This is a genomic window from Streptomyces sp. NBC_01454 (assembly GCF_036227565.1).
Lineage (GTDB): Bacteria > Actinomycetota > Actinomycetes > Streptomycetales > Streptomycetaceae > Streptomyces.
Window position 1 is genome coordinate 800,438 of the sequence record NZ_CP109460.1, and the last position, 25,883, is coordinate 826,320.

Genomic DNA, 25,883 nt, shown 5'->3' on the forward strand with positions numbered 1-25,883 from the left:
ATCACTGGGTGAGTCGGCGGCAGCCGATGAGGACTGCGGCTATGCCGACGGACGCGAGGAAGTGCTCGGCCCTGTCGGGTCCTGTGCCGGCGCCCACGACGGCGCCGTTCGCGTCGCTCACTCACACCGCCGCGAGATATGCACATTCCCTCTCCATATCTCCTACCGATTCCCTGCTCCTGGTCTGCGGTTCCGGGGCATTTCCGGGTCGCATTCACGCTGAGTCTGTCTTCATCGGCACCATCCCGAGCGCCGTCCCACTTCCGCGTGGAATCTTCGATCAGAAGCAGACGAGTGGCATGTTCTGCGCTCCGGGCAGGAACTTGGCGCAGTAACGGAACAGGACCTGGATTCTCTGTCCCGCGCGACGGGCGCATTCGGCCGGATCGACTCCGGCACGCCGGAGTGAGATTCCGGCGTGGCGACGCGTCGTTCTGACCTTTCCGAGAACTCGTCGTGTCCGTCGGCTACGCGCACCGAGCGTCGGACCGGCGGGGCGCACCGGCCTCGCACGGCACGAGGTGACGAATGAGCGGGTGTGCTCCGGCTCCCGGAAGGTACGTTGCCCCTGCCCATTCGAGCCCCGCATTCCCGTCGCCCACTCGGTTCAATCATCAGAAAAACGTCGATTTTCCGTGCGGATTTGAATACTTAGCCATTAGCACATCACCTGGACATTGCTCTGATCGGGTGTGGGCTAATGAATGTATATTCTCAATGAACGCGAGCGGGTGGATAGTGAAAAGCCTCCACCGGGTTTCGGATCCTTTGGTGCAAGCAGGAATGGAGGCAACAAGTGACCATTGAAGAATGGCTCAAGACTAATGTCACCACCGACACGAGAGCGCTCGGGTGGTATAGCGGCCCGGAGTGCGAGGATCGCATCGTCCGGGCCTATCGCGAACTGCTGAGTGGCTATGAGATCGACACCGCGAAGATCCTCAAGACCACCTGTCTGGTGAACGGCGAGCACACCGGCGTGGTGCGCATTCAGGAGAACAATTTCTTCTCGATCTGCGCCCACCACTTCCTGCCGTTCTTCGGGAAGGTCAACATCTCCTACGTGCCGGGTGACCGCATCCTCGGACTCGGGAAATTCCCTCGTCTCGTGCAGGCGTTCAGTCGGCGCTTCCAGATCCAGGAGTACCTCGTCAAGGACATCGCTGAAGAGATCATGTCCTCCGGCGGCGCTCAAGCCGTGCGAGTCACCTCCCGTAGCCGCCATCTCTGCATGTGCAGCCGTGGTCCCTCCGACCAGACCGTGACCACCGACACCTCCTACGTGGCGGGCGATCAGGAGTTGATGGCCAAGTTCGGCTTGGACGACTGATCCGGACTCGCGTGGCGGGAGGTGGGTTCAGTCATCGACCCTCCCGCCACGCGGCCACGGGCGGTCACGCGGAGGCGCCCGCAGGACGCGGGCGCGGCGGCGGGCCAAGGCCATGACGGCCCGGACGTGCTTGCGGCCCTCTCCGCGCTTCTTGGAGCAGGCAACAACCCATAAGCCACAGCCGGCCCTCCCGGGCCGCCCGACAACTGACGGAGAATCCGTGGGCGAGAGGAAGAGACGCAGTCACGGCCGTACTTCGAAGTCGCCTTGGAAGTACGTACTGGTGACATGGCTCGCCGGCGTGCTGGCGGCGGTCGGTCTGGGTGCCGTCTCACCGGCGGGTTCCGCCCTGCGTTCGTCACTGGGGCTGTCGGCCGGTGCGCTCGCTTGGGCCACCTCGAGCATCACGGCCGTGGGCGCACTTCTGAGTTTCCCGGCGGGATGGTGGGTCCGCCGCTTCGGCGCCGAACGGGCCCTGTCCTGCGGGCTCTTCGTGATGTCGGTGGCAGCCGTCGGCAGCGCGGCCGCCGGATCCTGGGGGCTGCTGCTGGGCTCGCGCCTCGCTGAAGGAGTCGGCTACCTGCTCGTGTTCGTGGCGGGTCCGGTCGTTCTCACGCGCAGGACCGAAGGCGGCATTCGGTCGGCAGCGCTCGCGTTGTGGGGCACGTGCGTCCCGACGGGGCTCGCGATCGCCGCGGCCGCGGGCGGAGCCCTGGCATCCTGGTGGACGTGGAACCAATGGCTGACCCTCACGGCCCTTGGTCCGCTGATCATGGCCGTCGTACTCACCGCCGTGCTGCCTCGGCTGCCGAGGACGGCGGTCCCGTGCGCTCACCGTCAAGCCGGCGACTGGAACGGGGCACTGATGCTGGGTGTGGCGTACGGAAGCCTGTGCCTGGTCGGCGTCGCCGTGGTGATGGTGCTTCCGCCGTTCCTCACCGAGTTCCGCCAGGCTACGCCGGCGGTGGCCGGGACCGTGATGGCAGTCGTCTGCCTGGGGAGCGCGATCGGAGGGCTCGCCGCCAGTTGGCTGCTGCGGCGCGGCTTGGCCCTCTCCGCGCTGGCCCCGCTGGGCGTCGTGATGCCGGTGGCCTGCTTTCCCGCCTTCTCGGCCGAATTCCCCCTCGTGGTCAGCGGCGGAGCGGCCACGCTTGTTCTTGTCGTCGACGGACTGCTCATCTCCGCTGTCTTCGCTGCCCTCCCCGCCTCGGTGAGCCGTCCTGAGCAAGTCGATATCGCCAACGGGATGTTCAACCAGCTCGGCAGTGTGGGGACTCTGCTGGGACCACCGCTCTTCGGACTGCTCATCGCCGCCGCGGGATTCGGCGCCGTCGCTGCCGCGACCCTGGTCTTCGGCGGAGTGGGCACGGTCCTGCTGCTGATGACCGCGCGCACGTCCGCAAGGGGTTCGACAGCCGGTGTGTTCCGGGCGCTCGACGCGCCGGAGAGTGAGGAGAAGAGGGGAGGACCGGAACTCTTGGGGGACGGCGACGCACATCAGCCGGCCCTACCGCACGGGACCGTGACCGAGCCACGGAAGTGTGGCGTTCCCGGCTGCTGTACCAGCTGACGGCAGTCCTTCACCTCGGAAAGGGCAGGATGAACATCGACTTCCTTCTGTTGCGGGACAACCCCCAGGGCGAGTTCTGCCTGTACTGCCACGCCGAGGCGGTCACATGGATCGTCGTGGACGGAAGGAAACGCTGTACCTGCGCTTCGTGCGGCCGCGCGGCGGAGAGAGCCATCGTCGTCGACCCCCGCATCCGCTGGTGGACCGATACAGACGGCGAATACTGGCATGAGAGTGCCGGTGTCTTCGTACGCGACCGCCGCGCGAGGTTTCTCTTCTTCCAGCGCACCGCCTTTCCCTACTCACTGACCGTCCCCGCGGGCCATGTCGAACGCGGGGAGGAACCCGAGTGCGCGGCCGCGCGGGAGCTGTGGGAGGAAGTGGGAATCCGCGCAGCGAAGGGGGGTCTCCGGCTTATTGCGGACGAGTATTTGCGAGGGGACGTGTGCAGAAGGGGCTCCGACGCGCATCGTTGGCACGCCTATCTGCTGGAGGTCGATGAGCCCCGGGAAGCGGGAGCCCGTAGGGAGGTGACCGTGCAGGAGGAAGGTGAGGCACCCGTGTGGCTCACTCTCGACGAAGCACGTTCCTGCCGCACGACGTTCGCGGTGGAACGCATCATCGGGCAGTATTCCGAGAGACTCCTCGCCGCCGTCCCGCGTACTCCCAAGTGAACGCAGTGAGCGGCCCACTCGGGCCCCGCGAGGGAAGCGCATGGCTCTCGCCCGACCACGTCGACGAGGGGCGACTGTCTCACCTACGTTCCGGGGCGTCACGTCTCGGGGACAACCGCACCCCCGTGACCAAGTGCGGGCGGATCCGTAGTGCGTGGGACATCCGGTGATCGGTCCATGGGTGGAGCAACGCTTCGTAGTGCGCCAGGTCGGCGGGATCGGTCACCAGGTGGCAGTAGCCGGTCACGACCACGCTCCAGCCGCAGTGGGTGGCCGGGTCGATGGCGTCGGCTTCGTACGCGACGACCACGCCCTGGGCCTCCGCGTGTTCGGTCAGGCTGGTCAGTGCCGCGCCCTCGTGAGTGCGGATGATCACCTCGCCGTGGTGGAGGAGGTGGTTGACGGGGCGGATGGCCGGCAGGGCGTCCTGGGTGAAGACGATCCGGCCCAGTGAGACGCTGCCCAACAAGCGGAGGGACTCGGCGCGGTCCAGTTCGGTGCGGTGGCGGGACGCCTCGCGGTCGGCCCAGGCCGCCAGTACGGAGTCGGTGGCGGTCCCGGTGGTGTGCCGGGCCGGGAAGTCGTTCACGGCGTACTGCTCCCTGTCCTTGTGACGCAGCTGAATCAGGTGACACAGCTGATGCAGGCGATTCAGGTGACGCAGCTGTCGCCACTCACGCAGCTGACGTATTGAGATGCCGGCCAGTAAAAGGGGCCTGGTGGCGGGCCGCCAGGGGCCGTTCGGCCCGTCTGGAAGCACGCGGCGTTCCGGGTCCGGTGGGCGTCACTGGGCCGCGCCGGTCACCCTCCCGTTGCCGTGTGCGCCGGGCAGCGGCCCGCCGGCGGGGTCAGTGGTCCGGTATCGGGTCGTGGCGGATGTGGTCGGCGGGCATGCCGGCTGCGGTCAGTCGCGCGACGGTGGCTCCGACCATGGCCGCCGGGCCGCTGACGAAGGCGAGGTGCCGCGACCACTGCCCGGCCCGCGCCACCGCTTCGGCCAGCGGGCCGTACCCGGCCGACGGGTCGTCGTGCGACGGGGTGACGTCGTCGTCCAGCACCCGGACCACCCGTAGCCGGTCGTGGCGTGCCGCCCACTCAGCCAGCGCCGCGGCGTCATACAGGTCGGCGTGACTGCGGGCGCCGACGAAGAGGTGGACCCGGCCGGCCGGGGGCGACGGAAGGCCGCCGGTGCCGCGGCGGCGGCCCGCCCAGTCCTCCAGCAGTGCCTTGACCGGCGCCCAGCCCGTGCCGCCCGCCACCATCAGCAGATCGCGGGAGCGGTCCTCGTCCCGGAGCGTCATCGTGCCGTGCGCCGGGCCCAGCCGCAGGATGTCGCCGGCCCGGGTACCGCTGACCAGGGCGTCGCTGACCCCGCCGGGGCCGGTGCGCCGGATGTGGAACGTCACCTCGCCGTCCGGCGCCGGTGCCGACGCCGGGGAGTAGTGTCGCCACGCCTGGGGCATCAGCGGGGACTCGACCGCCGCGAACTGGCCGGCCCGGTACGGGTACGGCTCGTGCGGCCTGATCCGCAGCACCGCGAGGTTCGGGCGGCGCCGCTCGTGGGCGGTCACCGTCCCCTGCCAGCACGGGGGTTCGGCCAGCGCGGCGTCGGCGCCCTCGACCATCGACGCGACGGCGAACCGCAGCATCCGCACCCAGGCCGCCTCCACCGCCCCGGTCCACCGGGGCCCGGCGGTGCGCCGCAACGCCGTACACAGTGCCGCCTCGAACGCCTCGTAGTGCGCCGGACGCACCCCGAGTTTGCGGTGGTCATGGCCGAGTTGCCGGAAGGTGGCGGCCACCTCGGAGGGGCGGTGCAGATTCTCGATCAGGTACCAGAAGGCGCGGGCGAGATGCGCGCGCTGGAAGTCCATGGACGCGGGGAACAGCGCTCGCAGGGAGGGCCACCGGGCGAACATCTCGTCGTAGAGGTGGGCGATCAGGTCGCCGAACGGGGTGACCAGGTCGAGGTATGGGGTGATCAGGCGCTGGTCCGCGGCGCCGTCGTATAAGGCGGCCGTCTCCGGCTCGGGAGCCCGGCGCCGGCCGAGGATGCGCCGCCGCAGGCGCATGGCGTCGTGCCGGGCGAGCAGGGCATGGTACTCGCCGCCGACGGTACCGGCGGCGGACCGTCCGGACGGCACGGACGGCACGGACGGCGAAGCGGAGCGTGCGGGCGGGTAGGACCGCTGCATGGAATCGACCTCCTGACGGGAGCGTCAGTGTCGCAAGGCGGTGCCGTGCCCGAAGGGCCCCGATCCCCCGGGGCCGTTCGGCCCTTGTGCGGGCCGCCGGGACCGGCGAACCTCGTGGCCGGACCCTTGTGCCCGGCCGATCCGCGTGAACCACAGAGCGAGAGTGCATGAACCAGCAGCCCGTTCCCCCTGCCCCTGGCGCGCCCGTCGCCGCCCCCGCGACGCCGCTGCGTGTCTTCATCCTCGACGACCACGAAGTGGTGCGCCGCGGGGTGCGGGACCTGGTGGAGGCGGAGGGGGACATCGAGGTCGTCGGGGAGGCGGGGGACGCCCGGCAGGCCCTCGCCCGGGTGCCGGCGGTCCGGCCGCAGGTGGCCGTGCTCGACGTGCGGCTGGGCGGCACCGACGGGCCCGACGGCGACCACGAAGGGATCGTGGTCTGCCGGGAGTTACGGGCCCGGATGCCGGAGCTGGCCTGTCTGATGCTGACGTCCTTCGACGACGACGAGGCGTTGTTCGACGCCATCATGGCCGGGGCATCCGGCTATGTGCTCAAGCAGATCGACGGCACCGCGCTGGTGCACGCGATCCGTACGGTCGCGGCGGGGCAGTCGATGCTGGATCCGCGCACCGCGACGCGGGTGATGGAGCGGCTGCGCGACCCGGACCGGGGCGAGGCGGCCGAGGCGGAGACGTCCGAACTCGATCGGCTCTCACCGCGCGAGCGGGAGGTGTTGGAGCTGATCGGCGAGGGCTTGACGAATCGTCAGATCGGCGATCGGCTGCATCTCTCGGAGAAGACGGTCAAGAACCGGGTGTCCGCGATCCTGTCCAAGCTGGGGGTGGGACGCCGGGTGCAGGCGGCGATGGTCGTCGAGCGACTCAAGGGGGCCGGGCCACGGGCGTGACGGCGGCGCCGGGAGCTCCAGGGGACTGACCTGCCCTTCCCGTGTGGTGATGCCGGGGCGGCACCGGAACGGATCGGGTCAGTCGGGCAACGGTACCCGCCAGACGATCCGGGTTCCGCCACCCTCCGGTGTTTCGACGGCCAGTCGGCCGTCGTGCATGTCGGCCCGGGCCCGCATGTTGGCCAGGCCTCCGGTGTGCGGTGCGTCCCCGATGCCCGTCCCGTCGTCCGTCACCGTCAGCGTCGCCGCGGCCGCGGTCACCGACAGCGTCACGTCCAGATGGCGGGCGTGGGCGTGGCGGGCGGCGTTGCTGAGGGCCTCGGCGGTCACCGCCACGAGGTGCGGTGCCAGGTCGTCGGGGACCGCGGCGTTCACCGGTCCGTCGATCCGCAGCGAGGGGCTGAAGCCGAGGGGACCGGCCGCCCGCTGCACGGTCTCGGTCAGGTCGCGACGCAGACCGCGGCCTTCCTTGCCGTCCCCGGTGGTGCGCAGTCCGAAGATGGTGGACCGGATGATCTTGATGGTGGTGTCCAGGTCGTTGACCGCGCGGCCGACCCGTTCGGCGGCCTCCGGACGGTCGATCAGCCGGGTCGCGCTCTGCAGCGTGATGCCGGTCGCGAAGAGCCGTTGGATGGCGAGGTCGTGCAGGTCCCGGGCGATCCGGTCACGGTCGTGAAGAACCGTCAGCTCCTCCGACTCGGCGCGCCGGCGGGCGAGTTCGAGGGCGATCACGGCCTGGTCGGCGAAGCCCGATATCAGGGTGACCTCGGCGTCGTCGAAGGCCGGCCGCCCGGCCAGGCGGCTCAGCCGCAGGGCGCCGCAGCCGGTGTCCACCTGGAGCGGGACGGCGACCGTCGGCCCGTGCATCTCCGCCGGCGCTCCGTTCAGTGCGGCGTCGTCCGGCTCCTCGCCCTGGGGCGGGTGCTCGGTTCCGTTGCGCCAGGCGCCGGGGCCGAGCGGGTACGCCCGTGGGTCGGCCCGTAGATCGGCACTGACCACGGGCCGGCCGCTGCGGGCGGCCATCCCGGGCAGTGAACCGTCAGCCGGCACCCGCAGCCCGAGGATCCGGCTCGCGCCCGTACCGCACGCCACCGCCACCGTCAGCTGGTCCGCGGACGAGGGCACCGGCAGCAGGACCGCCGCGCAGTCCGCGCCGGCGACCTCCAGAGCGCGTTCCGCGATCAGCCTCAGCACCTCGTCGGCACCGGTACCGGACAGCAGGCTGCGGGTGATCTCGCCCAGTGCCTCCAGCCACCGCTCGCGGCGGCGGCTCTCGTGGTACATGCGGGCATTGTCGATCGCCACTCCCGCCGCGCTGGACAACGTGGTCAACACGGCCTCGTCGTCCGCGTCGAACGAGCCGCCGCCGCGCTTCTCGGTGAGGTAGAGGTTACCGAACACCTCGTCGCGGACCCGGACCGGCACCCCGAGGAAGGTCCGCATCGGGGGATGGTGGGCCGGAAAGCCGAAGCTGTGCGGGTGCCGGCTCAGGTCCGTGAGCCGCAGCGGCTCGGGGTTGCGGATCAACTCCCCGAGGATGCCGCGACCGCAGGGCGCGCGGCCGATCAGCCCGATGAGCTCGTCGGACATCCCGACGGGCAGGAACTGCGCCAGCTGCCCGTCCCCGACCACGCCGAGCGCACCGTACTCCGCGTCGGTGAGGGTGACCGCGGCCTCCACGATGCCCTTGAGCACCTGCGGGAGTTCGAGCCCCCGCCCCAGGCTCATCACGGCGTCGAGCAGGCCGCGCACCCGGTCCGGCTCGCGGAGCTGCGGCCCGTGCGGACCGCTCATGGCCGGTGCGTACTGCAGCGATTCGGACATGACCGTCCCGCTCCAAAGATCCCGTACGTCTGCTCGGCAGCCTACGTGATCAGCGAAGCCACACCGGTGCCGACCGGCCACCCGGCGGCGTCGGCGACGGGGGCCGGCCGGCCCGCCACCGGGGGCCGGTCGCGGGGCGGAAGAGGGCTGTTCGGCCCTGCGGGCCACGGAGGTGGACGGCCGACGATGTGTCTGCCGGGAAGGGCCGGTCTCCCCCGTGCCGATGGCTCTTCCCGGCTCCGGCCGTTCCCGGCCCGACGCACATTTGCGAGGTGGAGGACACAGCACCATGGCTGGTGGGGAAGTACGGACAACGGCGGTCGGGGAAACGGTGAGCGGCCGGGTCACGCACCGGCCGCCGCGCCGGCACAAGGTTCCTCTTCGGCTCGCTGATCGGCACGGTGGTTTACGCGATGTTCGCCGGATTCCCTTTCCGGTGGCCCAAGTTCACCGGCACAATGCTCGACGAACGCCTCGGCTAAATCACCTTCTGGACGCTGACCGTGGGATTCCGCTTCACCTTCCTCGTGCAGCACCGGCTCGGCCCGCCGGTATGCCCCGCCGGTACAGGCGACCCCTGGGGCTACGGCCGCTCCCTGGAATGAGCTACTTCCTGCCCGCCGCCGCGCCGCAATTTCACCTCGCCGCCCCGAATTCGCAGTGAATCCCCCGCCGTTGACCTTCATCACCCCGCCTTCGGCGAGCTCACCGCGTACCGCCCCACCGCCGAACACCGAGAAAGGAGAGGTCACGCTTCGGGGACACGGCAAATACACAGCAAATTCACAGGAAGGAATGGACAACCCTTGACTGAAGGTTGACCGCTTGCGTGGCGATCTCGGCCAAAGGCCGAACTACGTTCCCTGTCATGCCCCTACACCCTGCCACCCTCCCGGTCCTCCCCTACCGCAAGCCGACTCGTGGCCGGGATTACTGGGTACTAGATGACGTGTTGCCGGACCCGACTGCCGTACGGGAACGCTGTCTGGCCCGGGACGACTGGACCGAGGGCTACCCCCACAAACCCGAGAGCTGGCCGGGCCTGCGCACCATGCCGGCGCTGGAACCCGGCGAGCTGGCCCGAGTCGAGAGGCTGGTGAAAAAGGCGACCGGTGCCCCGAAGATCTGGGCGGAACGTCCCGCAGGTAGCGGCACCGTCAACCACAACTGCGTCCAGATCGTCGGCGAGGGCGAGTGCGAGCCCCGCCCTCACACCGACTCCCGCGCCCTCTGCCGCTACGCCGCCGTGCTGTACCTCAACTCCCTGGTCCCCAAGGACTTCGGCACCAGCTTCTACCGACAGCGTCTGCCGGGTGGCGCACTCGGCGGCAACCAGGTGGCCGCTCCGCACAACAATCTGGTCGACGCCCTCGGCACCCGCTTCGTCGCGCCGGACTCCTTCGTCGAGGACGTCCGCGTCCCGCACCGCGCCAACCGGCTGCTGCTCTACTCCGCGAACCTGATCCACACGGCCACCGGTTACTGGGGCACCACCATGGAGGAGAAGCGGATGACGGCGGTCTTCTTCTGGATGGCCTGACCTGCCCCGGCCCCTACGGCGAACTGGAGGGGCCGGCGGGGACGTGGCCGAGCGCTCAGGTCCGGCGCGTGGCGGGGAAGCCGTGCCCCCGGGCGGCTATGACGACGATGAGCACCGGGGCCATGAGCAGCAGAATGCTCCACGGCAAGGAGGGCGGACCGAGCCGGTCGAGGAGTACCCCGCCCACGATGCCCCCGCCCGCCATGGCCACGTTCCACAGCGTGACCAGCATGACCTGGGCGGCGTCCGCCCGGTCGCCTCCCGCATCGCCCACAGCGGTCTGCAGGAGGGTGGGGACACCTCCCCACCCCAGACCCCACAGTGCCGCCGCGACATAGACGAGTGCCGTGACGTCGGACAACGTGGCGAGAGCGGCTGCCGCCACGGCGACCAGGAGGGTGCAGGCGACCATCATGAGCCGCAGCCGGCGGTGGACCTGCGCCCCCACGAACCAGATGCTCACCAGCGAGGCCACGCCGAAGACCAACAGCACCAGATCGGTGGAGCCACCCATACCGAGATCGGCGAGGAACGTGGCGACATAGGCGTAGAGGATGGTGTGAGCCAGTACGAACACCAAGGTGACGAACAGGACGGGGCTCACGCCCGGGACCGCCAGGGCCCGCAGGATCGGGCTCCGGCGCTCCTGCTGCCCCGGATAGTCCGGGACCGTGGCCATGATCCACGCAATCACGATCACGGCAAGCACGGACATGGCCAGGAACGCCGCCCCCCAGCCGAGCACCCTCCCGACGAAGGTCCCCGCGGGCACTCCGAGCGACAGAGCGACCGGAATGCCGGCCATGGCGATCGCCATGGCCTTGCCCTGAAGGTGAACCGCGACCATGCGGCGCGCGTATCCGGACAGCGTGGCCCAGGCCAGACCCGCTGCCACTCCGGCGACGAACCGGGCGACAAGGGTCAGCGTGTAGTCCGGTGACAGCGCCGTGACAGTGTTCGCCACGACGAACACCACCATCGAGGTCAGCAGCAACCGCTTGCGTTGCCACTTCGCGGTGGCCGCTGCCAGGGGGATCGCCGTGAGGAAGGTCCCGACGGCACAGATCGTCACCGACTGCCCCATCGCGGACTCGCTGACCCCGAGCGAAGAGCTCATCGCAGGCAACACACCTGCCGGCAACGTCTCGGTCAGGCTGGTGATGAACACAGCCGTGGCCAGGGCGAGCAGCGCCGGCAACGGGAATTTCGGTTCACCGGTCCCTGAAATCTTCCCGCCCTCGACGGGCACACTGACAGGGAGTTGTGTGGTCATACCCATACCTCAAATCGGTAAATGAAAGCAGGGGTGAATAAGGTGCGTGCCGGTAGGGAGTGACGCGCCGTCGATGGACTGCAGGGTCCATCGGAATGCGCGCAGGCCCAGCTGCTTTCACCCGCGGCCGGTTCCTCTTCACGGGAACTGAGGTGAAAGCTACGTTCTCAAGAGCCCGGCTGGTATCGGGCGTTGGGTCTAGGTCCGGAGACCCGAAACCAAGTGGAAGGAATGCCCGTCAGCCTGTTGCCCCCATCAGTGGTGCGGCCGCTCCCGCTGAAGAGCGGGTCGGCGTTGCCGCCCGTGCCATGGACGCGCATCAGCCCCGGCCCCTCTGCTGCGACCGCGTACCCCACCTCAGCGGAACGAGCAGCTACGAACGGCATGGAACTCCCCAAACCCTGGCGAATAAGACCTTTACCGAAGCATTCCTCCGCCTGGATCATGAGTCCAACACATAGATTTCATGACATCGATCGCGATACGAGATGGATGAAGGCAGGGGTCGGGGCCGGGGCCCGGGGGTGGCGCCGGGGCTCGCTCGCCCTGGCCGCCCTCGTCGCCGTCGCCGCCTGGCGGTACGGCCGCCGCACCGCCCGCGGCCGTACAGGCGCCCCCGCCGACAAGCGCCCGCTCAGCCCGTCGCTGTGACGCGTCTCATGCAGTGATCTCCCGGGCCGCCGGCGAGCGGCGGGTGGGGGGCGAACGGGCCGTGCGGCCGGGGCTGTTGGCCTCCCGTTCGTGTCCTGGCGGGGCCGGTGCGTGTGGTGTTCGTGCAGCGCGGCGGCGTTCCCGGTATGTGGCCGGAAATAGGGTGGTCGGCGGCAGATGGCAGCGGCCCCTCCAGCAGTGCGGGGTGCGCAATACCAGGACGGACGACACTTCCCATGGATATGAGCGCCGGCGAGCGCAAGGGGCTCAGCCTCTTCGCCCTCATCATGATCGGCATCGGCTCGATCTTCGGCTCCGGATGGCTCTTCGGGGCCGGCTCCGCCGCCCAGGTGGCGGGCCCCGCGGCGCTGGTCGCCTGGGTGATCGGTGTCGTCTTCATCGGCCTGATCGCGATGTCGTACGCCGAGGTCGGTTCGGCCTACCCGATCCCCGGCGGCATGGCCCGCTACGGACACCTCTCGCACGGCCCGGTGCTCGGCTTCCTCACCGGCTGGGCGGTGTGGATCGCGACCGCCTCACTGGTGCCGATCGAGTCGATAGCGGCCACCCAGTACATGACGTCCTGGAGCTTCGGCTGGGCGAAGGGGCTGGTCGATCCGGCCACCCACCAGCTGACCCTCTCCGGCACGGTGGTGGCGCTGGTCCTGACCCTCGCGCTCTGGCTGACCTGCTTCTGGTCGGTCCAGCTGCTGGCCCGTGCCAACACCGTGCTCACCCTGGTCAAGTTCGCCATACCGGTGCTGGCGGTGCTCGCCCTGGTCGGGTCCGGCTTCCACCCCTCGAACTTCACCGCCCACGGCGGCTTCGCCCCGTACGGATGGCCGGCCGTGCTCACCGCCGTCACCACCTGCGGTGTGGTCTTCGCCTTCAACGGCTTCCAGGCCGTGGTCAATCTCGGCGGAGCGGCGAAGAACCCCGGCCGAGCCATCCCGATCGCCCTGGTCGGTGCGCTCTCCCTGGGCCTGGTGATCTACCTGGCGCTGCAGGTCGCCTACCTGGGGTCGGTGCCGCCCGAGCTGCTGGCGCGGTCCGGCGGTTGGCAGGGCGTGAACCTCAACTCGCCGTTTGCCGATCTGGCGGGGCTGCTGATGCTGCACTGGGTGGTCACCATGCTGCAGTTCGGCGCGTTCATTTCGCCGGCCGGGTCCAACATCGCCAATGTCGCCTCGGCCGCGTACCTGGTCACCAACCTCGCCGAGACCGGGTTCTTCCCCCGGAAGCTGGCGGCCGTGCATCCCCGCTACGGCACCGCCCGCCCCGCGATGTGGCTCAACCTCGGCTTCTCCGTCGTGCTGCTGCTCACCGTCGGACGCAGCTGGCAGGCGCTGGCCGGCGTGGTGTCGGCGGCCATGGTCATCTCGTATCTGATCGGCCCGATCGCGGTGGGGGTGCTGCGGCGGACCCGCCCGGAGCTGCCCCGTCCCTTCCGGCTGCCGGCCGCCGGGGTGCTGTGCCCGGTCACCTTCGCCTTCGCCGCCTGCGCGCTGTACTGGTCGAAGTGGCCGGAGACCGGGAAGATCACTCTGCTGACGCTGGTGGCCGTTCCGGTCGCGGCGCTGGTGTTGTGGCGCCGGGGTGAGCGTCGGCTGCTGCGGCAGTTCGCCGCGGCCTGGTGGATGGTCGCCTTCCTGGTGTGGACGGCCTTGGTGTCCGCGCTGGGCGGCACGGAGTTCGGCGGGCGGGGCCTGCTCCCCGGCGTGCTGGGCACCGCGCTGATCGCGGTCACCGCCCCGGTCTTCTACTTCTGGGCGGTGCGCTCCGGGGTCAGGGCTCACGAACGGGGCCTGACCAGCGACCCGTCCCTGGCCCCCGAAGCCGGCCCGACATCCTCAGCCGCCTCCGACGACGCACGCCCGATGGCCTCGGTCTGAGGGCACCGCGCCGGGGCCGGAACAGCTTGGAGACGGGCTCCTCACCCCGCTGCCACCGCCTCCGCCGCCCCGCGGCCCAGGAGGTCGTGGAGGAGGCGGGTGGCGGGGAGTTCCGGGTGGAGGTAGACGTGTTCGTCGCTGTGGCCCACGGCTGCCAGGAGAGCGCGCAGGGTGGTCTTCGCGTCCTCCGTCCTTCCGGCGCGGTGCTGTGCCTGGCCCAAGAGGCCCAGGTGGAGGGGGCGGCGCAAGTGGGTTCTGGAGTGGTGGAGTTCGGCGAGTGAGGAGTGCATCAGGGGGAGGCCGTCCTCCTGTCCGGAGTGGGTGAGGGCCCAGCCCTCCAGCACCCCGAGCATGGCCTTCCAGTAGCGAAGGCCGTGTTCGTCCGCCAGGCGGACTCCCTCGGCGCCGGAGGAGCGGGCCGTGTGTGCGTCGCCTTCCCAGGCCGCCACGACCGCGTCCACGTAGAGGGCGAAGCAGCGGTCGGAGGGTCTGCTCTCGTACTCGGTGAGGTGCAGCATTTCGCGGCGGCGTGCCGTGGCGGTCGTGCGGTCGCCCATGAGCCAGTGGGTGAAGGTGTCGTAGGAACGGCAGGAGACGCGTGGGTCGTGCTGGAAGGTGCGGGCCAGGGAGTGGCCCTCGCTGGCGTACTCGTCCGCCATGGCGACGCCGTGCTCCAGTTCGGCGAGCGCCTGCCGCAGCTGGCCGCGGATGTGAAGGACGATGCCCTCGCCGTAGGCCGCGCCGAGCACCGCGACGGGCTGGCCGGTCCGGTCGGCGAGTTCCCGGAGCAGGCCCGAGAACTGGCGTGAGGCGTCATAGCGGCCGGTGACGATGTACGCCGCGCACAGGGCCCAGAGCACCGACGGGTCCTCGGGAGAGTGGGTGGTCGCGCCGAGGGCCCATCCGCGGGCGAGTGCCGTTTCGGCCTCGGCGTGGCCGTAGCCACGGGTGGTGGCCAGCACCTGGCCGAGTTGGATGTGCAGCCGCTGGTTCAGGGACGCGGCCGAGGGGTCGCCGGGCGGCAGCAGGCCGAGCAGGTGCACCGCGCGGCGCAGCCAGGTCTCCACCTGTTCGTAGGCGAGTTGCTGCTCGGCCTGTTCGGCGGCGCGCAGCAGCAGGGGAAGGGTTTCGGCGGTCGGCAGTGCGCTCTTGGCGTGCCAGGCGTGGTGGGCGATCCGCTCGATCTCCTCGTCGTCCATCTGCCCGAGCCTGCGGGCCGATATCCCCTCGACGACCCTCGCGTGCAGCCGCTGCCGGTCCTCGCGGGGGAGCTCGTCGATGAGCGTCTCGCGGACCAGGGCGTGGGTGAAGTGGAGCCGTTCGGGGTGGTGGGGGTCCTCGCCGAGCAGCCCGGCCCGGATCGCCGACTCCAGTGCCGCGGTGACCCGTTCGTCGTCGGTGGCGGTGCGCTCCAGCAGGTCGGTGTCGACCTCGGTGCCGATGACGGCGCACAGCCGCAGCACGCGCAGCACCGACTCGGGCAGTGCGGCGAAGCGCTGGTGCAGCGCCTCGCGGACGCCCGTCGGGACTCGGGTCAGCAGGACGTCCACCGCGTCGGGCCGCCGCAGGCTGCGGGCGTCCCCCAGGAGGGAGAGGAGTTGCATGACGAAGTACGGGTTGCCCTCGCTGCGCCGGTGCAGCACCTCGACGACACCCGCGTCGACGCCGGGCCCGGCCAGGGCGACGACGAGGGCGGCGACGGCGCGGCGGGACAGCCCGCCGAGCCGCAGGGTCTCGCTCCTGGGGCCGCGCAGGACCTCGGAGAGCATCCGGCGCAGCGTCGCGTCCGACTCGATCTCGTGCTCACGGGCGGTCAGGACGATGCCGAGCGGGTGGCCCTGGCTGCGGGTGCTCAGCAGTCTGAGGAGGTCCAGGGAGGCGGTGTCGGCCCAGTGCAGGTCCTCCATGAGCAGGACGAGGGGGCGCTGGGCGGCGAGGGTGAGCAGGACCTCGCAGACCGCGTCGTGGGTGAGGAACCGGGCCCGGCCCCAGTCGGATTCGGGGGCCGGTGGGGCGGGCCGGGCCGCGCGCTCGGGCATCAGCGGGGCGAGCAGGGTGCCGAATGGTTTCGCCGCTTCGCGGAAGGCGTCCGGGCGGGTCGTGGACAGTCGTCTGAGGATCTGGGTCCACACCCAGTAGGGCGGTACGCCCTCGCCCAGGAAGCAGTGGCTCCAGATCACCTCCAGGCCGGCATCCTCCTGATCGGGACCGTCCTGGCCCGCGCGGGGGGTTCCCAGCCGGGGTACGAGTTCGAGGAGCAGCCGGGTCTTGCCGACGCCGGCGGGGCCGAGGACGCCCGCCACGTGACCGTGACCGGCGAGGGCGCTGGCCGCCGCGGCGGTCAGGCGCTGTAACTCCTGGCTGCGGCCGGTGAACGGCGACGCGGCGCCCGGGCCGCCGCACACCGGTCGTACGGTCTCGGTGCTCGTGTCGTCGTATTCCCGAGCCGTCGTCTCCTGCGCCGGACGCGCGCGTTCCCATGAATCCGGGGTGGTCGAGCGCGGGGGCGTGGTGAGAGTCAGCGGCCGGCGGGCGGGGCCGGGTCGGGGTTCGGCGGGGGGTCTGTCCGGCTGGTGCCCGTGCGTCTGCGCCCCGGCGCTTACGGCGCCTTCGGTGCCTCCCGGTCCCGCGGTCAGCGTGCCGTCCTGGCGAGCGTGCGCACTGCGGTCCGGTGCGAAGGGCTCGTCGTCCGGAGCCGCGACCGGCCTGGCGAACCCCTCGGATGTCCCGGCCGCCGCTCCCCCGCCGAACCCACCGGACGCCTCCGCCACCGCGGGCCGTTCGGGCTCCGGTGCCGCGTGCCGCGGGCGCGCCTTCGCCCCGCGCGCGCCTGCGCCGTCGTGCGCCGTTGCTGCCCCGATCGCCGCGGCGCCCGGCGCGGGCCCGGCAGGTTCGGGGAGGTCGGGGTGCGGTTCGGCGGTGGGCGCGCCCACCCCCGGCTCCTGGCGCAGGATCGCGGTCCTGACTCTGCGGAGTTCGGCGGCCGTGCCCACGCCGAACTCCTCTTCCAGATGGACGCGGGTCCGTTCGTACACTTCGAGCGCCTCGGCCTGCCGCCCGAGCCGGGACAGAGCCGTCATGAGGTGGCCGACCAGGCGTTCTCGTGCCGGGTGGAGACGTGCCTCGCGGTCGAGGCCGGCGGCCACTTCCTGGGCTTCACCGAGGGCGAGTTGGGCCTCCGCGCACGACTCCACGGCGTTGAGCCGGACATCTTCGAGACGCGAACTCTCGTCGCTGAGCGGAGGATGACCGTCGAACTCCGCGTAGGGCGAACCCCGCCACAGGGACAGGGCTGCCGTGAACCGGTTTCGCGCGGCGCGCGGGTCGCGGCGTTCCTGCAGCAGCCGCCCTTCGGCGATCAGGTGCTCGAAGCGGCAGGCGTCGATCTGTTCGGCGGCGAGTTCCAGGACGTAGCCGGGCGCGCGGTGGCGCAGCACGGTGGGGCGGTCCGGCCCGGAGGCCGGCTGCAGTACGCGGCGCAGGTGGGATAAGTGGCTCTGGAGCGTGGCGACGGCCTGCCGCGGGGGCTCCGCGCCCCACAACTCCTCGATCAGCAGTTCCGTGGGCACCACGCGCCCCAGGCGTATGAGGAGCAGGGCGAGCAGGGCCTTGCGGCGTGGCGGACCGAGGGGGAGGTCGCGGCCGCCGTGGCGCGCCGACATGGGGCCCAGAACGCTCAGCAGGAGGGGCTCGTGCGGTCCGGCCGCGGGGGTCGGGGTGGTCGGGGGCGGGTTCGGCGTCAGGAATGAAGGCATATCGCTCCCAATCGTTCTCGCACGCGCGGTGGTGCCGACGGGCGGGTGGCGCAGTGCGGCCGGTGCCCTCCCGAAGCGGAGCCTTACACAGGAAATGGGGGCGTTCCAAGATCATCGTCGCCGTCGGCAGGCGAACGGCAAGGCCCCCGCTGGGATTTCGGCCGGATTGGCCAAAAACCGTGCAGTGGACGGCAAGAATTCGGCAGCTTCCCGGCCAGGCCACCGCAAGGGCGGTGCCGCAGGATGCCCGTCATCGGAAACCACGCCGAACGGTGAGGCCACGGTCGAAGCCTCCGGTGACGCCTTCGCCGTCACCCGCCGGCCAGACCTTCACCGAGGCCGCCCCGCAACGGGAAGGAGTATCGGTCCGATGCGCAACGGATTGTTGGTGAATCCCGCGACCGCAGGAGTTCCACGGCCACCCTCCGGGGTCCGCAAACGGCCGGCGCATGACCGAAGTTGTGGTGAGAGGCCGACGACCGGTGGCGGGACGGCCCCGGTGACCGCGGGGCGGAGCTGACCGGCCGGTTGCGCGAGGGAGGGCCGGCGCCTCCCGTTCGGTGAATGGGTCGGACGTCATGTCGCGACTCTGCGGCGGGACGGTCACCGGGACCAGGCAGCGCCACTCCCAGGAGGGGCAACCCTAGGAGTGCCACGCCCACCCTCCCCTCCGGCGCCCCCTGCCGGCCTCCAGACCTGTCCCTCCGAAGCTGACGCAACGTCAACAAGCACCGTTTCGGTGCCGATTGCCATGCTCGTCAGGCATGTGATGTGAAGGGTCTAGTTCCGTGCATTATGCAATCCTCGGGCCGGTCCGCCTCGTCATCAACGGTGAACCTCGACCGATTCGATCCCGGAACCTCTCGATAATTCTGGCCACTCTTCTTGTGAAAGCGGGAAGTATCGTCACCGTCGACGACCTCATCGGCGAGGTATGGGCCCAACCGCCACAACGGGCACGCGACGCGATCTACGTACACATCTCCAAGCTGCGCCAGCAACTCGGCGACAAGTCGCAGGGGGACGTCATATGGAGTCAATTCCCGGGCTACCTCATGCGGCTCCAGGGCGAGCAACTGGACCTCCAGTTGTTCCACCGCCATCGGATCGACGGCCATCGCCACATGGTGAACGGCGACTACAGGTCGGCGGCCCGCGAGTGGAAATTGGGGCTCTCGCTCTGCCGCGGCACACCGCTCGGCGGAGCCTGCTCCGGACCGATCCTCGGCAGCTTTGACTCGTGGCTGCAGCAATCCCGCGCAGACTGCGTCGAGCTGGCCGCTTGGTCGCAGCTCAGCGCAGGCCTGTGCCACGAGGTGATCGAGTTCCTCTCGCTACACCTGATGCAGTATCCGTTGAACGAAATCCTGTACCAGCAGTTGATGCTGGCGTTCTTTCTGTCGCGCCACCGCGCGCAATCCCTTCGGGTTTTTCACCGGGCCCGCCAGACACTCGCCGGCGAACTCGGGATCAATCCGGGCGGAGACCTGCGGACGATGCAGGACATCGTCTCGACCGACGACGTCGGACGGGCCAAGCGTGTCATCGCCTCCGCCGTGGCGTCGCGCGTCAGCGATCTGCGGCCTTCAGGAGTTCCGGCGGCATCCCAATTCTGTTGATCCGCAGGGCGCGAGCGAGGGGAATCCCTTCACCCGTCACCTTCGATCGGCCGCCGCAGCCGCGCCGGCCTCGCCCACAGGAAAGAGGGACCGTGATCGTCATTCCCCTCCGCGCCCTTCCGGTGGCGCGATGAGCGCCCCGGACGCGAGCGCGATGCTGCTCGCCCTCGCCGCCCTCGTTCTCGTCTGCCGGTCGATGGCGGCCCTCGCGCGCCGCCTGGGCCAGCCCTCGGTGGTCGGGGAGATCGTCGGCGGTGTGCTCCTGGGCCCCAGCCTCTTCGGGGGCAGACTCACCGACACGCTCTTCCCGACCGAGATCCGTCCGCTGCTCGGCGCCTTCGCGAACGTCGGCGTGGCGTTGTTCATGTTTCTGGTGGGGCTCGAGTTCGACCGTCGCGCCGTACGCCAGGAGGCGGCGACGATGGGCTGGTTGGGCACCGGGGCGCTCGTGGTGCCATTCGGGCTCGGGTCGCTGTTCGCGCTCCGGCTGCTCGACGATCATCCGAGCCGGCAGCCGGCGGTGTTCGTCGTGTTCCTGGGCACGGCCATGGCCGTCACCGCCTTCCCCGTGCTCGCACGGATCATCGTCGACCGTGGCCTGCTCACCAGCAGGGTCGGCGGGCTCGCACTGGCGCTGGCGGCCGTGGGCGATGTGATCGCCTGGACGGTGCTCGCCGTCGTCGTCGCCGTCGTCGGGTCGGAAGGGCACTCCTGGCGCCTGTTCCTGCTGCTGCCCTATGCCGCGATCATGGTGTGCGCGGTCCCGCGGCTGCTGAGCTGCCGTGTCGTGCGGCGGCTCCCGCAGCGGACGACCACGCCGCTCGTGATGGCGGGCGTGCTCGCCTCCGGCGCCGCGACGGAGTGGATGGGGCTGCATCTGATCTTCGGGGCCTTCCTGTTCGGCCTCGCCGTGCCCCGCTCCGGGCTGCGCGGCGGGTTCCGGGAGGGGCTGGGCACCTCGGTCGAGCCGCTGGCGTCCTTCCTCATGCCGATCTACTTCGTGGTCGCCGGGTTCCGCGTGGACCTCTCGCACCTCGATGCCGCCGCGATCGGGGAGCTGTTGATGATCCTGCTCGTCGCGAGTGGCGGAAAGCTCCTCGGCGTCTACGGCGGGGCCCGGGCCGCCCGCCTCGACCACCGGTCGGCGCTGGCGCTCGCCACGCTGATGAATGTGCGGGGCCTGACCGAGCTGGTGCTGCTGACGGTGGGCCTCTCCCTGGGGATCCTGGATCCCGGCCTTTACTCGCTGATGGTCGTGATGGCCGTCGTGACGACGGTCGTGTCGGGACCGCTGTTGCGTGCGAGCATCGGCTCGTCCGCGCAGGGCGAGGGAGCGCTCGGGGCACGGGTTCCGGCGCCGGGTCCGAAGGACGAGGACGGGGCGCACCCTTCGGCAAGGCGGCCGTAGTTCGTGATCGGGATCGGGATCGGGGTCAGGGTCGGGGTCAGGGTCGGGGTCAGGGTCGGGGTCAGGATCGTGAGGACCACCTACGGGTTGGCGCGGCGCCGACCGTCCCGCGCCAACCCGGTTCCGCGCACGCCCCGTTCCGCTCAGTCGTGGAACCGCGTGGTCTCGGTCAGCGGCGCGCGAGGGATGGCCGGCATGGCGGCCGCGGCCTCCGGCTCGGGGTAGCCGAAGGAGATGCCGAACAGCAGCTTGTCCGTCGAGGGGCCGAGGACGGAGCGCACGGCGTCGGCGTAGAACCCGAGCACGCCCTGCGGGCAGCTGGCGACGCCGTGGGCCGTCATGGCGAGCATCAAGGTCTGCGCGTAGATGCCGAGGTCGGCCGTCATGCGCGCGTCCGCGTCGGCGGGGACCGAGAGCAGCGCGACATGCGGCGCGCCGTAGAAGCGCAGCCCCGTGAGGAACGCCCGCCGCCGCCCGGCACGGTCGCCCCGCGCGATCCCGAGTGCTTCGTGCATCAGCGCGCCGGCCGCGAAGCTGCGTTCCGCGGCCGTCCCGGTGTACGGGTGCAGCGGGAAATCGGGGGTCGGCTTCCCCGATTCGGCGGCTTGCACCAGTGCCTCGCCGAGCCGTTGGCGGGCCCCGCCGCTGACGACGTCGACCGACCACGGCTGGGTGTTCGAGTGCGACGGGGCCGAGGCCGCCAGGTCGAACACCGCGGAGATGACGGTGTCCGGTACCGGATCGGGCCGGTAGGCACGGACCGCGCGCCGGCCACGGATGAGCCGCTCGGCCACCAGGGGCTCCAGAGACGTTTCGAGAGACGTCACGACCTCTCCTTTCTGTGGGGGTGTTCCGCGGACCGGTCGCCACGACGATCCGGGCCGGGCACGGTGCGTGGCGGCGCCGCGTCACGCCGGTGGGACGGTGCCGGAGAAGCCGTGCGGTGCGGGAAAGAGAGGCCCCGTCACCACGGCAGGTCGCACGAACCGTGCAGGCGCCGCGCCTCGATCCCCCGGGTGCGGCACGCCGCCACGAACCGCTCGGCCGCCAGCACCGGCACCGCGTTCTCGTCGAAGGTCGTCGTCGTCAGGTACCACACCCACGGCTCGTGGCCCATGGCGTACACATAGGCCCGGTCGCATCCCAGCGCCTCGGCGAGTGCCATGGCGCCGAGGTCGTCATTGCCGTTCAGGCGGCGGCGCACGGCCATCTCACGCGCGGGCTCGTGGGTGAAAAGGGGCCCGTAGAGCCAGGTCAGCGGGGCCCCCTCGCACTCCATGCCCAGGAAGAGCACATCGACCTCGCCGATGGCCCGCCGTACGTGCGCGTAGGCCGCGGGGTCCACCGTGGCGGTGTCGGCGGCGAAGAGCACGGACCGCCCGTCGGCCTCCAACAGCCAGGCGGACTTCGAGATGGCGAGGTCGCCGTGCTCGCCGAAGAAGGGCACGGCGGTGATCCGGCCGACCGCCGTCTCGATCTGCTGCAGCTCCCCGAGTTCGATCACCCGGGGGAAGCCCGCGGCCTCCAACGCCAGCCGCAGCGACGGGTCCTGCAGCGAGCCCGCGTCCGACCGGGGCACGACGACCGTCCCGATCCGGGTGCGCAGGCGCAGCAGCGATTCCAGCACCAAGTGGTCCTGATGCCCGTGCGTGATCAGAACGTGGTCGATGTGGTCGGGCAGGTCACTGTCGAGCAGGCGGGGCCCGGCGCCGGGGAAAGCGGGCGGCAGCAGCGGGTCCACCAGGACCGAGCCCCGGTCGTTCTCGGCCAGCACGCAGGCGTGTCCGAGGTAGCGCAGGCGCGGCTCCGTGACGGGCTCCCCGCGCGGGGCCGTCGCGGGGGTCTCGGCCGCGGTGAAGTAAGGCGCCAGCTTCCGCGCCCCGTCGGGCGTCAGCTCCAGGGCCTCCGCCACCTCGCCCAAGGGCCTCGGTGTGCGCAGCGTGGAGAACAGGACGTCGACGCCGGGGTGGCGGAAGGCCACCGGCAGCACGGTCCGCTCGTCGGTCTCCAGACGGGGGGTGGAGAGGGCGAAGGGGCGGCGGTCGGCCCGGAGGGTTTCCAGGGCGAGCGACTGGCCGTCGGTGCAGGCGTGGTCGCTGCGGTACAGCAGCGCCTCGATCAGCCGGAACGAGGCGTTGTCCTGCAGGTCGTAGACCAGCTCCACATAGCCCTTGAGCGGCTCCGGCACCAGGGGGTAGAGCCCCTCCAGGGGCGCGCCCGGGCCGGCCTTCGCGAGCAGGTCCCGCAGTGCGTCCACCGCGGCGTCGAACTCGAGCAGCCGCGCGGCGCGCCGCCGGGTCGTCTCGATCAGGGCTTGGACGTCCGCCGAGCGGTCCCCGCCGAGGTCCATGAACGGTCCGCCGGCCAGCGCCGCGGTCCGGGACGACCGCTGGTGCACCGCCGGCGCGTCCAGGTAGGACGTCATGATCGGCAGGTGTCGGCGGGCGATGCTGCGGGCCGCCGTGCCCGGCGAGAGCAGGTGCGACCACGCGTACCAGTGGTCGACCAGTGGCTCGACCACGACGTCGGGGCGCAGCGAGACGGGCTGCCGGGTGTGCGGGATCGCATTCATCGGGCACGCCTTCCCTGTCCGGCCCGGACCCGGTCGAGGGTGTAGGGGGTGAGTCCGCCGCCGTCGACGATGCCCTGCAGGGCTCCGAGGTCGGCGAACTCCCGCTGTCGGCCGGCACAGCTCACGACCCGGCGGGAGATGTCCACACTGACCGGTTCGCCGGTGATCGACTCGTCGAAGCCGTGGTCGATGACGACGGGAAGCAGCAGGCCCATGTTGACGCAGTTGCGGAAGAAGATGTTGCCGAAGGACCGGGCGATGACGACGCGGGCCCCGGCGTAATGCAGCGCCTGTGGTGCGGTCTCACGGCTGGAGCCACAGCCGAACTCCGTCCCGGCGAAGATCACTTTGAAGGGCGAGGTCCCCGTCTCCGGGTCGACGAACGGGGTCTTCGCCGGGTAGTCGACCAGGGCGATCCGGGCGAGCTGCGCCGCCCCCTCGTAGGGCTCGTAACGGCCCGGACTCATCACGTCGGTGTCCACGAAGTCCCCCACCCCGTAGGCGAGGCCACTGATTATCACGACGGCAACCCTCCGTTCCCGGCCGTCGGGGCGGCGCGACGCTTCCACGCCATCCCCGACAGCACCTCCAGCACAATCCGGTTCGCGAGAAAGGCCGTGATCTCCCCCGGCCCGTCGTAGGGCGGGGAGAGTTCGACGATCTCCGCGCCGACGAGGTCCACGCGCTGGGCGCAGGTCCGTACGGCGTCGAGAAGCTCACGGCTGGTCAGGCCGCCCGGTTCGGGCGTCCCCGTCGCCGGGGCCATGCCCGGGTCGACGACATCAATGTCGATCGTCAGATACAGGGGGCCGGAGCCGAGTTGGTCGAGGATCTCGTCCAGGCAGGCGTCGAGCCCGCGCGAGCGCAGCTCCGACATCGTGACCGACCGCACCCCGAGGCCGGCCGCCCATTGGAGCGTGCGCGGCCCGGGCCAGTAGCCGCGCAGCCCGATCTGGGTGAACCGGTCCCCCGGCACGGTGCCGGACTCCAGGAGCCGGCGCATGACGGTGCCGTGTCCGTACTTCGAGCCGAAGTCGCTGGTGTCCCCGATGTCGGCGTGGGCGTCGAAGTGGACCACCGAGAAGGTCCCGGCACCGCGCCGGCCGGCGATCCCCCGCATCGTCGGCCAGGCGATGGAGTGGTCCCCGCCCAGCGTGAAGGGGATGGCCCCGGCGGCCACGACCTCGCTCACCGCGCGCTCGAGCAGCTGGTGGGCGCGCTCGGTGTCCCCGGGAGGGGTGGGCACGTCACCGGCGTCCACGACCTTGAGCGTGCTGAACGGGTCGACGCCGAGCCCCAGATGGGGCCGGTAGGGGACGTGCGGCAGGTAGTCGGTCCGGCGGATGGCCTGGGGGCCGAACCGGGTTCCCGGCCGGTGGGAGGTGGCGCCGTCGAAGGGCGCGCCGAGGATCACGACGTCGGCGCCCGCATACCCGGCGGGACTCTGTGCGCAGCGTGGCAGCCCGAGGAACGAGGTCTCCGGGCCGAACACCCCGCGGTAGCCGGCCTGGCGCACCGCGTCGTCATAGTCCTGCGGTGCGTCGGCGGCGGGTCCGCCCGGTCCGCCGGCGTGGGATGGGGTCATCGCGGGGTCTCCTCCTCCGCCACCACGGCGTCGAACGCGTCACAGACCGCGGTGGCCATCTCGTCGGTGGTGCAGAACGCGCTCCCCGGGCCGGCGATGTCGCAGGTGCGCCAGGACTCGACCGCCCGCTCGACGGCGCCGGCCAGGGCGTCCGCCCATCGGGGGGCGTCGAAGGTATGACGCAGCATCAGCTCCACCGAACCGATCGTCCCGAGCGGGTTGGCGCGCCCGGTGCCGGCGATGTCGGGGGCCGTGCCGCCGACCGGCTCGTAGAGCGCGAACCCGGTGGGGCTCAGGGTCGCCGAGGGGAGCAGCCCCAGCGAGCCGCACACCGCGCCGGTGATCTCTGAGAGCACGTCGCCGAGCAGGTTGCTGGTGACGATCACGTCGAAGTCGGCCGGCCGCAGGACCATCTGCATCGCCATCGTGTCGGCGTACATGTCCTGGACCTCGACGTCTGGGTGGGCCGGTGCCTCCTCGGCGAGGACCTCCAGCCACAGCCCGAAGACGTCGGGGATGGCGTTGGCCTTGTGCACCAGGGTGAGGCGGCCTCGCCGGGCCCCGGCGTGCCGCAGGGCGCACCGCACGATGCGGCGGATCTCGTCCTCCCGGTAGTACATCTCCTGTCCGGCCCACCGCTGTCCCGCGTCGGTCCCCGTGCGGCGTCGCCCGTAGTAGACGTCCGACACGAGCTCGCGCACGATCAGCAGGTCGACGCCGTCGAGACGCTCCGGCCGCAGGGGCGAGACGTCGCGCAGCGCGCGCAGCGGGCGGGCCGGCCGGAGGTTGGCGAACAGGTCGTAGCGACTGCGCAGTTCGCCGATCGGTTCATCCGCGGTCGCACCGAACAGGACCGCGCCGCGCGGCGTCGCCGCGACCTGGTCGAGCTCGTCGCGCACCGCGTCGGGCAGCCACTGCCCGGTGCGCTCGTACGCGGGGAGACCCACGGCGTGCTCGCGGATCGTGGCGTCCAGTCCGGCGCGGTCGAGGACGTGCTCGAGGACGTGGCGGGCGGCGCCCACGACCTCCGGCCCGATCCCCTCGCCGGGAAGGACGAGCACCGTCGGTACCGTTGCTGGGGTCATCG

Annotated in this window: 19 protein-coding genes and 1 pseudogene; 10 read left to right on the top strand and 10 right to left on the bottom strand. The window is 70.9% G+C overall.

All coding sequences use genetic code 11. The features are described from left to right. Window positions 1-796 precede the first annotated feature (796 nt). The 3 genes from folE to OIU81_RS03445 all read left to right on the top strand — a co-directional run bounded on the left by folE (window position 797) and on the right by OIU81_RS03445 (window position 3,574). Window positions 797-1,330, top strand: coding sequence for a GTP cyclohydrolase I (gene folE, locus OIU81_RS03435; protein ID WP_329143678.1), 534 nt, complete (start codon window positions 797-799; stop codon window positions 1,328-1,330). A gap of 301 nt (window positions 1,331-1,631) precedes the next feature. Next, window positions 1,632-2,900 (top strand): MFS transporter, encoded by a 1,269-nt coding sequence (locus OIU81_RS03440; RefSeq protein WP_329154864.1) that lies wholly within the window; start codon window positions 1,632-1,634, stop codon window positions 2,898-2,900. A gap of 29 nt (window positions 2,901-2,929) precedes the next feature. Then, window positions 2,930-3,574: an NUDIX hydrolase gene (locus OIU81_RS03445; protein WP_329143680.1), complete on the top strand. Its 645-nt coding sequence runs from the start codon at window positions 2,930-2,932 to the stop codon at window positions 3,572-3,574. 79 nt (window positions 3,575-3,653) lie between these two features. Here the strand turns inward: OIU81_RS03445 and OIU81_RS03450 are convergent, their stop codons facing one another. Both OIU81_RS03450 and OIU81_RS03455 read right to left on the bottom strand, forming a co-directional pair. Further along, window positions 3,654-4,163 carry a pyridoxamine 5'-phosphate oxidase family protein gene (locus OIU81_RS03450; protein WP_443073921.1) on the bottom strand — a complete coding sequence of 170 codons (510 nt, stop codon included), beginning with the start codon at window positions 4,161-4,163 and terminating at the stop codon, window positions 3,654-3,656. 259 nt (window positions 4,164-4,422) lie between these two features. After that, on the bottom strand, window positions 4,423-5,769 hold the full coding sequence (locus OIU81_RS03455; protein ID WP_329143682.1) for a globin domain-containing protein: 1,347 nt from the start codon (window positions 5,767-5,769) through the stop codon (window positions 4,423-4,425). A gap of 167 nt (window positions 5,770-5,936) precedes the next feature. On the opposite strand from OIU81_RS03455, the gene OIU81_RS03460 reads away from it, so the two are divergent. Then, the gene (locus OIU81_RS03460) at window positions 5,937-6,677 is read left to right on the top strand and encodes a response regulator transcription factor (RefSeq protein WP_329143684.1); all 741 of its coding nucleotides are present in this window, start codon (window positions 5,937-5,939) and stop codon (window positions 6,675-6,677) included. Window positions 6,678-6,755: 78 nt separating this feature from the next. On the opposite strand, the gene OIU81_RS03465 is transcribed toward OIU81_RS03460, so the two are convergent. Further along, window positions 6,756-8,471, bottom strand: a complete 1,716-nt coding sequence (locus OIU81_RS03465) for a sensor histidine kinase (RefSeq protein ID WP_329154868.1) — start codon at window positions 8,469-8,471, stop codon at window positions 6,756-6,758. A 416-nt stretch (window positions 8,472-8,887) separates the two neighbouring features. Here OIU81_RS03465 and OIU81_RS03470 point away from each other — a divergent pair. Further along, window positions 8,888-9,322, top strand: a pseudogene (locus tag OIU81_RS03470) (cbb3-type cytochrome c oxidase subunit I); the annotation flags it as partial. A gap of 47 nt (window positions 9,323-9,369) precedes the next feature. Continuing rightward, a complete protein-coding gene (locus OIU81_RS03475; RefSeq protein WP_329143686.1) occupies window positions 9,370-10,041 on the top strand; it encodes a DUF6445 family protein in 672 nt (223 codons plus the stop codon). 55 nt (window positions 10,042-10,096) lie between these two features. On the opposite strand, the gene OIU81_RS03480 is transcribed toward OIU81_RS03475, so the two are convergent. Then, window positions 10,097-11,314: an MFS transporter gene (locus tag OIU81_RS03480; RefSeq protein ID WP_329143688.1), complete on the bottom strand. Its 1,218-nt coding sequence runs from the start codon at window positions 11,312-11,314 to the stop codon at window positions 10,097-10,099. A 492-nt stretch (window positions 11,315-11,806) separates the two neighbouring features. On the opposite strand from OIU81_RS03480, the gene OIU81_RS03485 reads away from it, so the two are divergent. Then, the gene (locus tag OIU81_RS03485; RefSeq protein WP_329143690.1) at window positions 11,807-11,965 is read left to right on the top strand and encodes a hypothetical protein; all 159 of its coding nucleotides are present in this window, start codon (window positions 11,807-11,809) and stop codon (window positions 11,963-11,965) included. Between the two features lie 236 nt (window positions 11,966-12,201). Continuing rightward, window positions 12,202-13,857 carry an APC family permease gene (locus OIU81_RS03490; RefSeq protein WP_329143692.1) on the top strand — a complete coding sequence of 552 codons (1,656 nt, stop codon included), beginning with the start codon at window positions 12,202-12,204 and terminating at the stop codon, window positions 13,855-13,857. A 41-nt stretch (window positions 13,858-13,898) separates the two neighbouring features. On the opposite strand, the gene OIU81_RS03495 is transcribed toward OIU81_RS03490, so the two are convergent. Next, window positions 13,899-17,612, bottom strand: coding sequence for a BTAD domain-containing putative transcriptional regulator (locus tag OIU81_RS03495; protein ID WP_329143694.1), 3,714 nt, complete (start codon window positions 17,610-17,612; stop codon window positions 13,899-13,901). A 788-nt stretch (window positions 17,613-18,400) separates the two neighbouring features. On the opposite strand from OIU81_RS03495, the gene OIU81_RS03500 reads away from it, so the two are divergent. Together OIU81_RS03500 and OIU81_RS03505 are read left to right on the top strand one after the other, a co-directional pair. Beyond that, window positions 18,401-19,231: an AfsR/SARP family transcriptional regulator gene (locus OIU81_RS03500; protein WP_329143696.1), complete on the top strand. Its 831-nt coding sequence runs from the start codon at window positions 18,401-18,403 to the stop codon at window positions 19,229-19,231. A gap of 130 nt (window positions 19,232-19,361) precedes the next feature. Beyond that, a complete protein-coding gene (locus OIU81_RS03505; RefSeq protein WP_329143698.1) occupies window positions 19,362-20,639 on the top strand; it encodes a cation:proton antiporter in 1,278 nt (425 codons plus the stop codon). Window positions 20,640-20,782: 143 nt separating this feature from the next. On the opposite strand, the gene OIU81_RS03510 is transcribed toward OIU81_RS03505, so the two are convergent. From OIU81_RS03510 to OIU81_RS03530, 5 genes are all read right to left on the bottom strand, one after another. Beyond that, entirely contained in the window at window positions 20,783-21,466 is a 684-nt protein-coding gene (locus OIU81_RS03510) for a nitroreductase (protein ID WP_329143701.1), read from the bottom strand. Window positions 21,467-21,603: 137 nt separating this feature from the next. Next, entirely contained in the window at window positions 21,604-23,211 is a 1,608-nt protein-coding gene (locus tag OIU81_RS03515) for an MBL fold metallo-hydrolase (protein WP_329143703.1), read from the bottom strand. Beyond that, window positions 23,208-23,732 (bottom strand): hypothetical protein, encoded by a 525-nt coding sequence (locus OIU81_RS03520; RefSeq protein ID WP_329143706.1) that lies wholly within the window; start codon window positions 23,730-23,732, stop codon window positions 23,208-23,210. Before OIU81_RS03520 ends, OIU81_RS03515 begins: the two co-directional genes overlap by 4 nt. Beyond that, complete coding sequence (gene speB, locus OIU81_RS03525) at window positions 23,729-24,796, bottom strand: agmatinase (protein WP_329143708.1); 1,068 nt, start codon at window positions 24,794-24,796, stop codon at window positions 23,729-23,731. Before speB ends, OIU81_RS03520 begins: the two co-directional genes overlap by 4 nt. Then, the gene (locus OIU81_RS03530; protein ID WP_329143710.1) at window positions 24,793-25,881 is read right to left on the bottom strand and encodes an isocitrate/isopropylmalate dehydrogenase family protein; all 1,089 of its coding nucleotides are present in this window, start codon (window positions 25,879-25,881) and stop codon (window positions 24,793-24,795) included. Before OIU81_RS03530 ends, speB begins: the two co-directional genes overlap by 4 nt. Window positions 25,882-25,883: the final 2 nt, after the last annotated feature.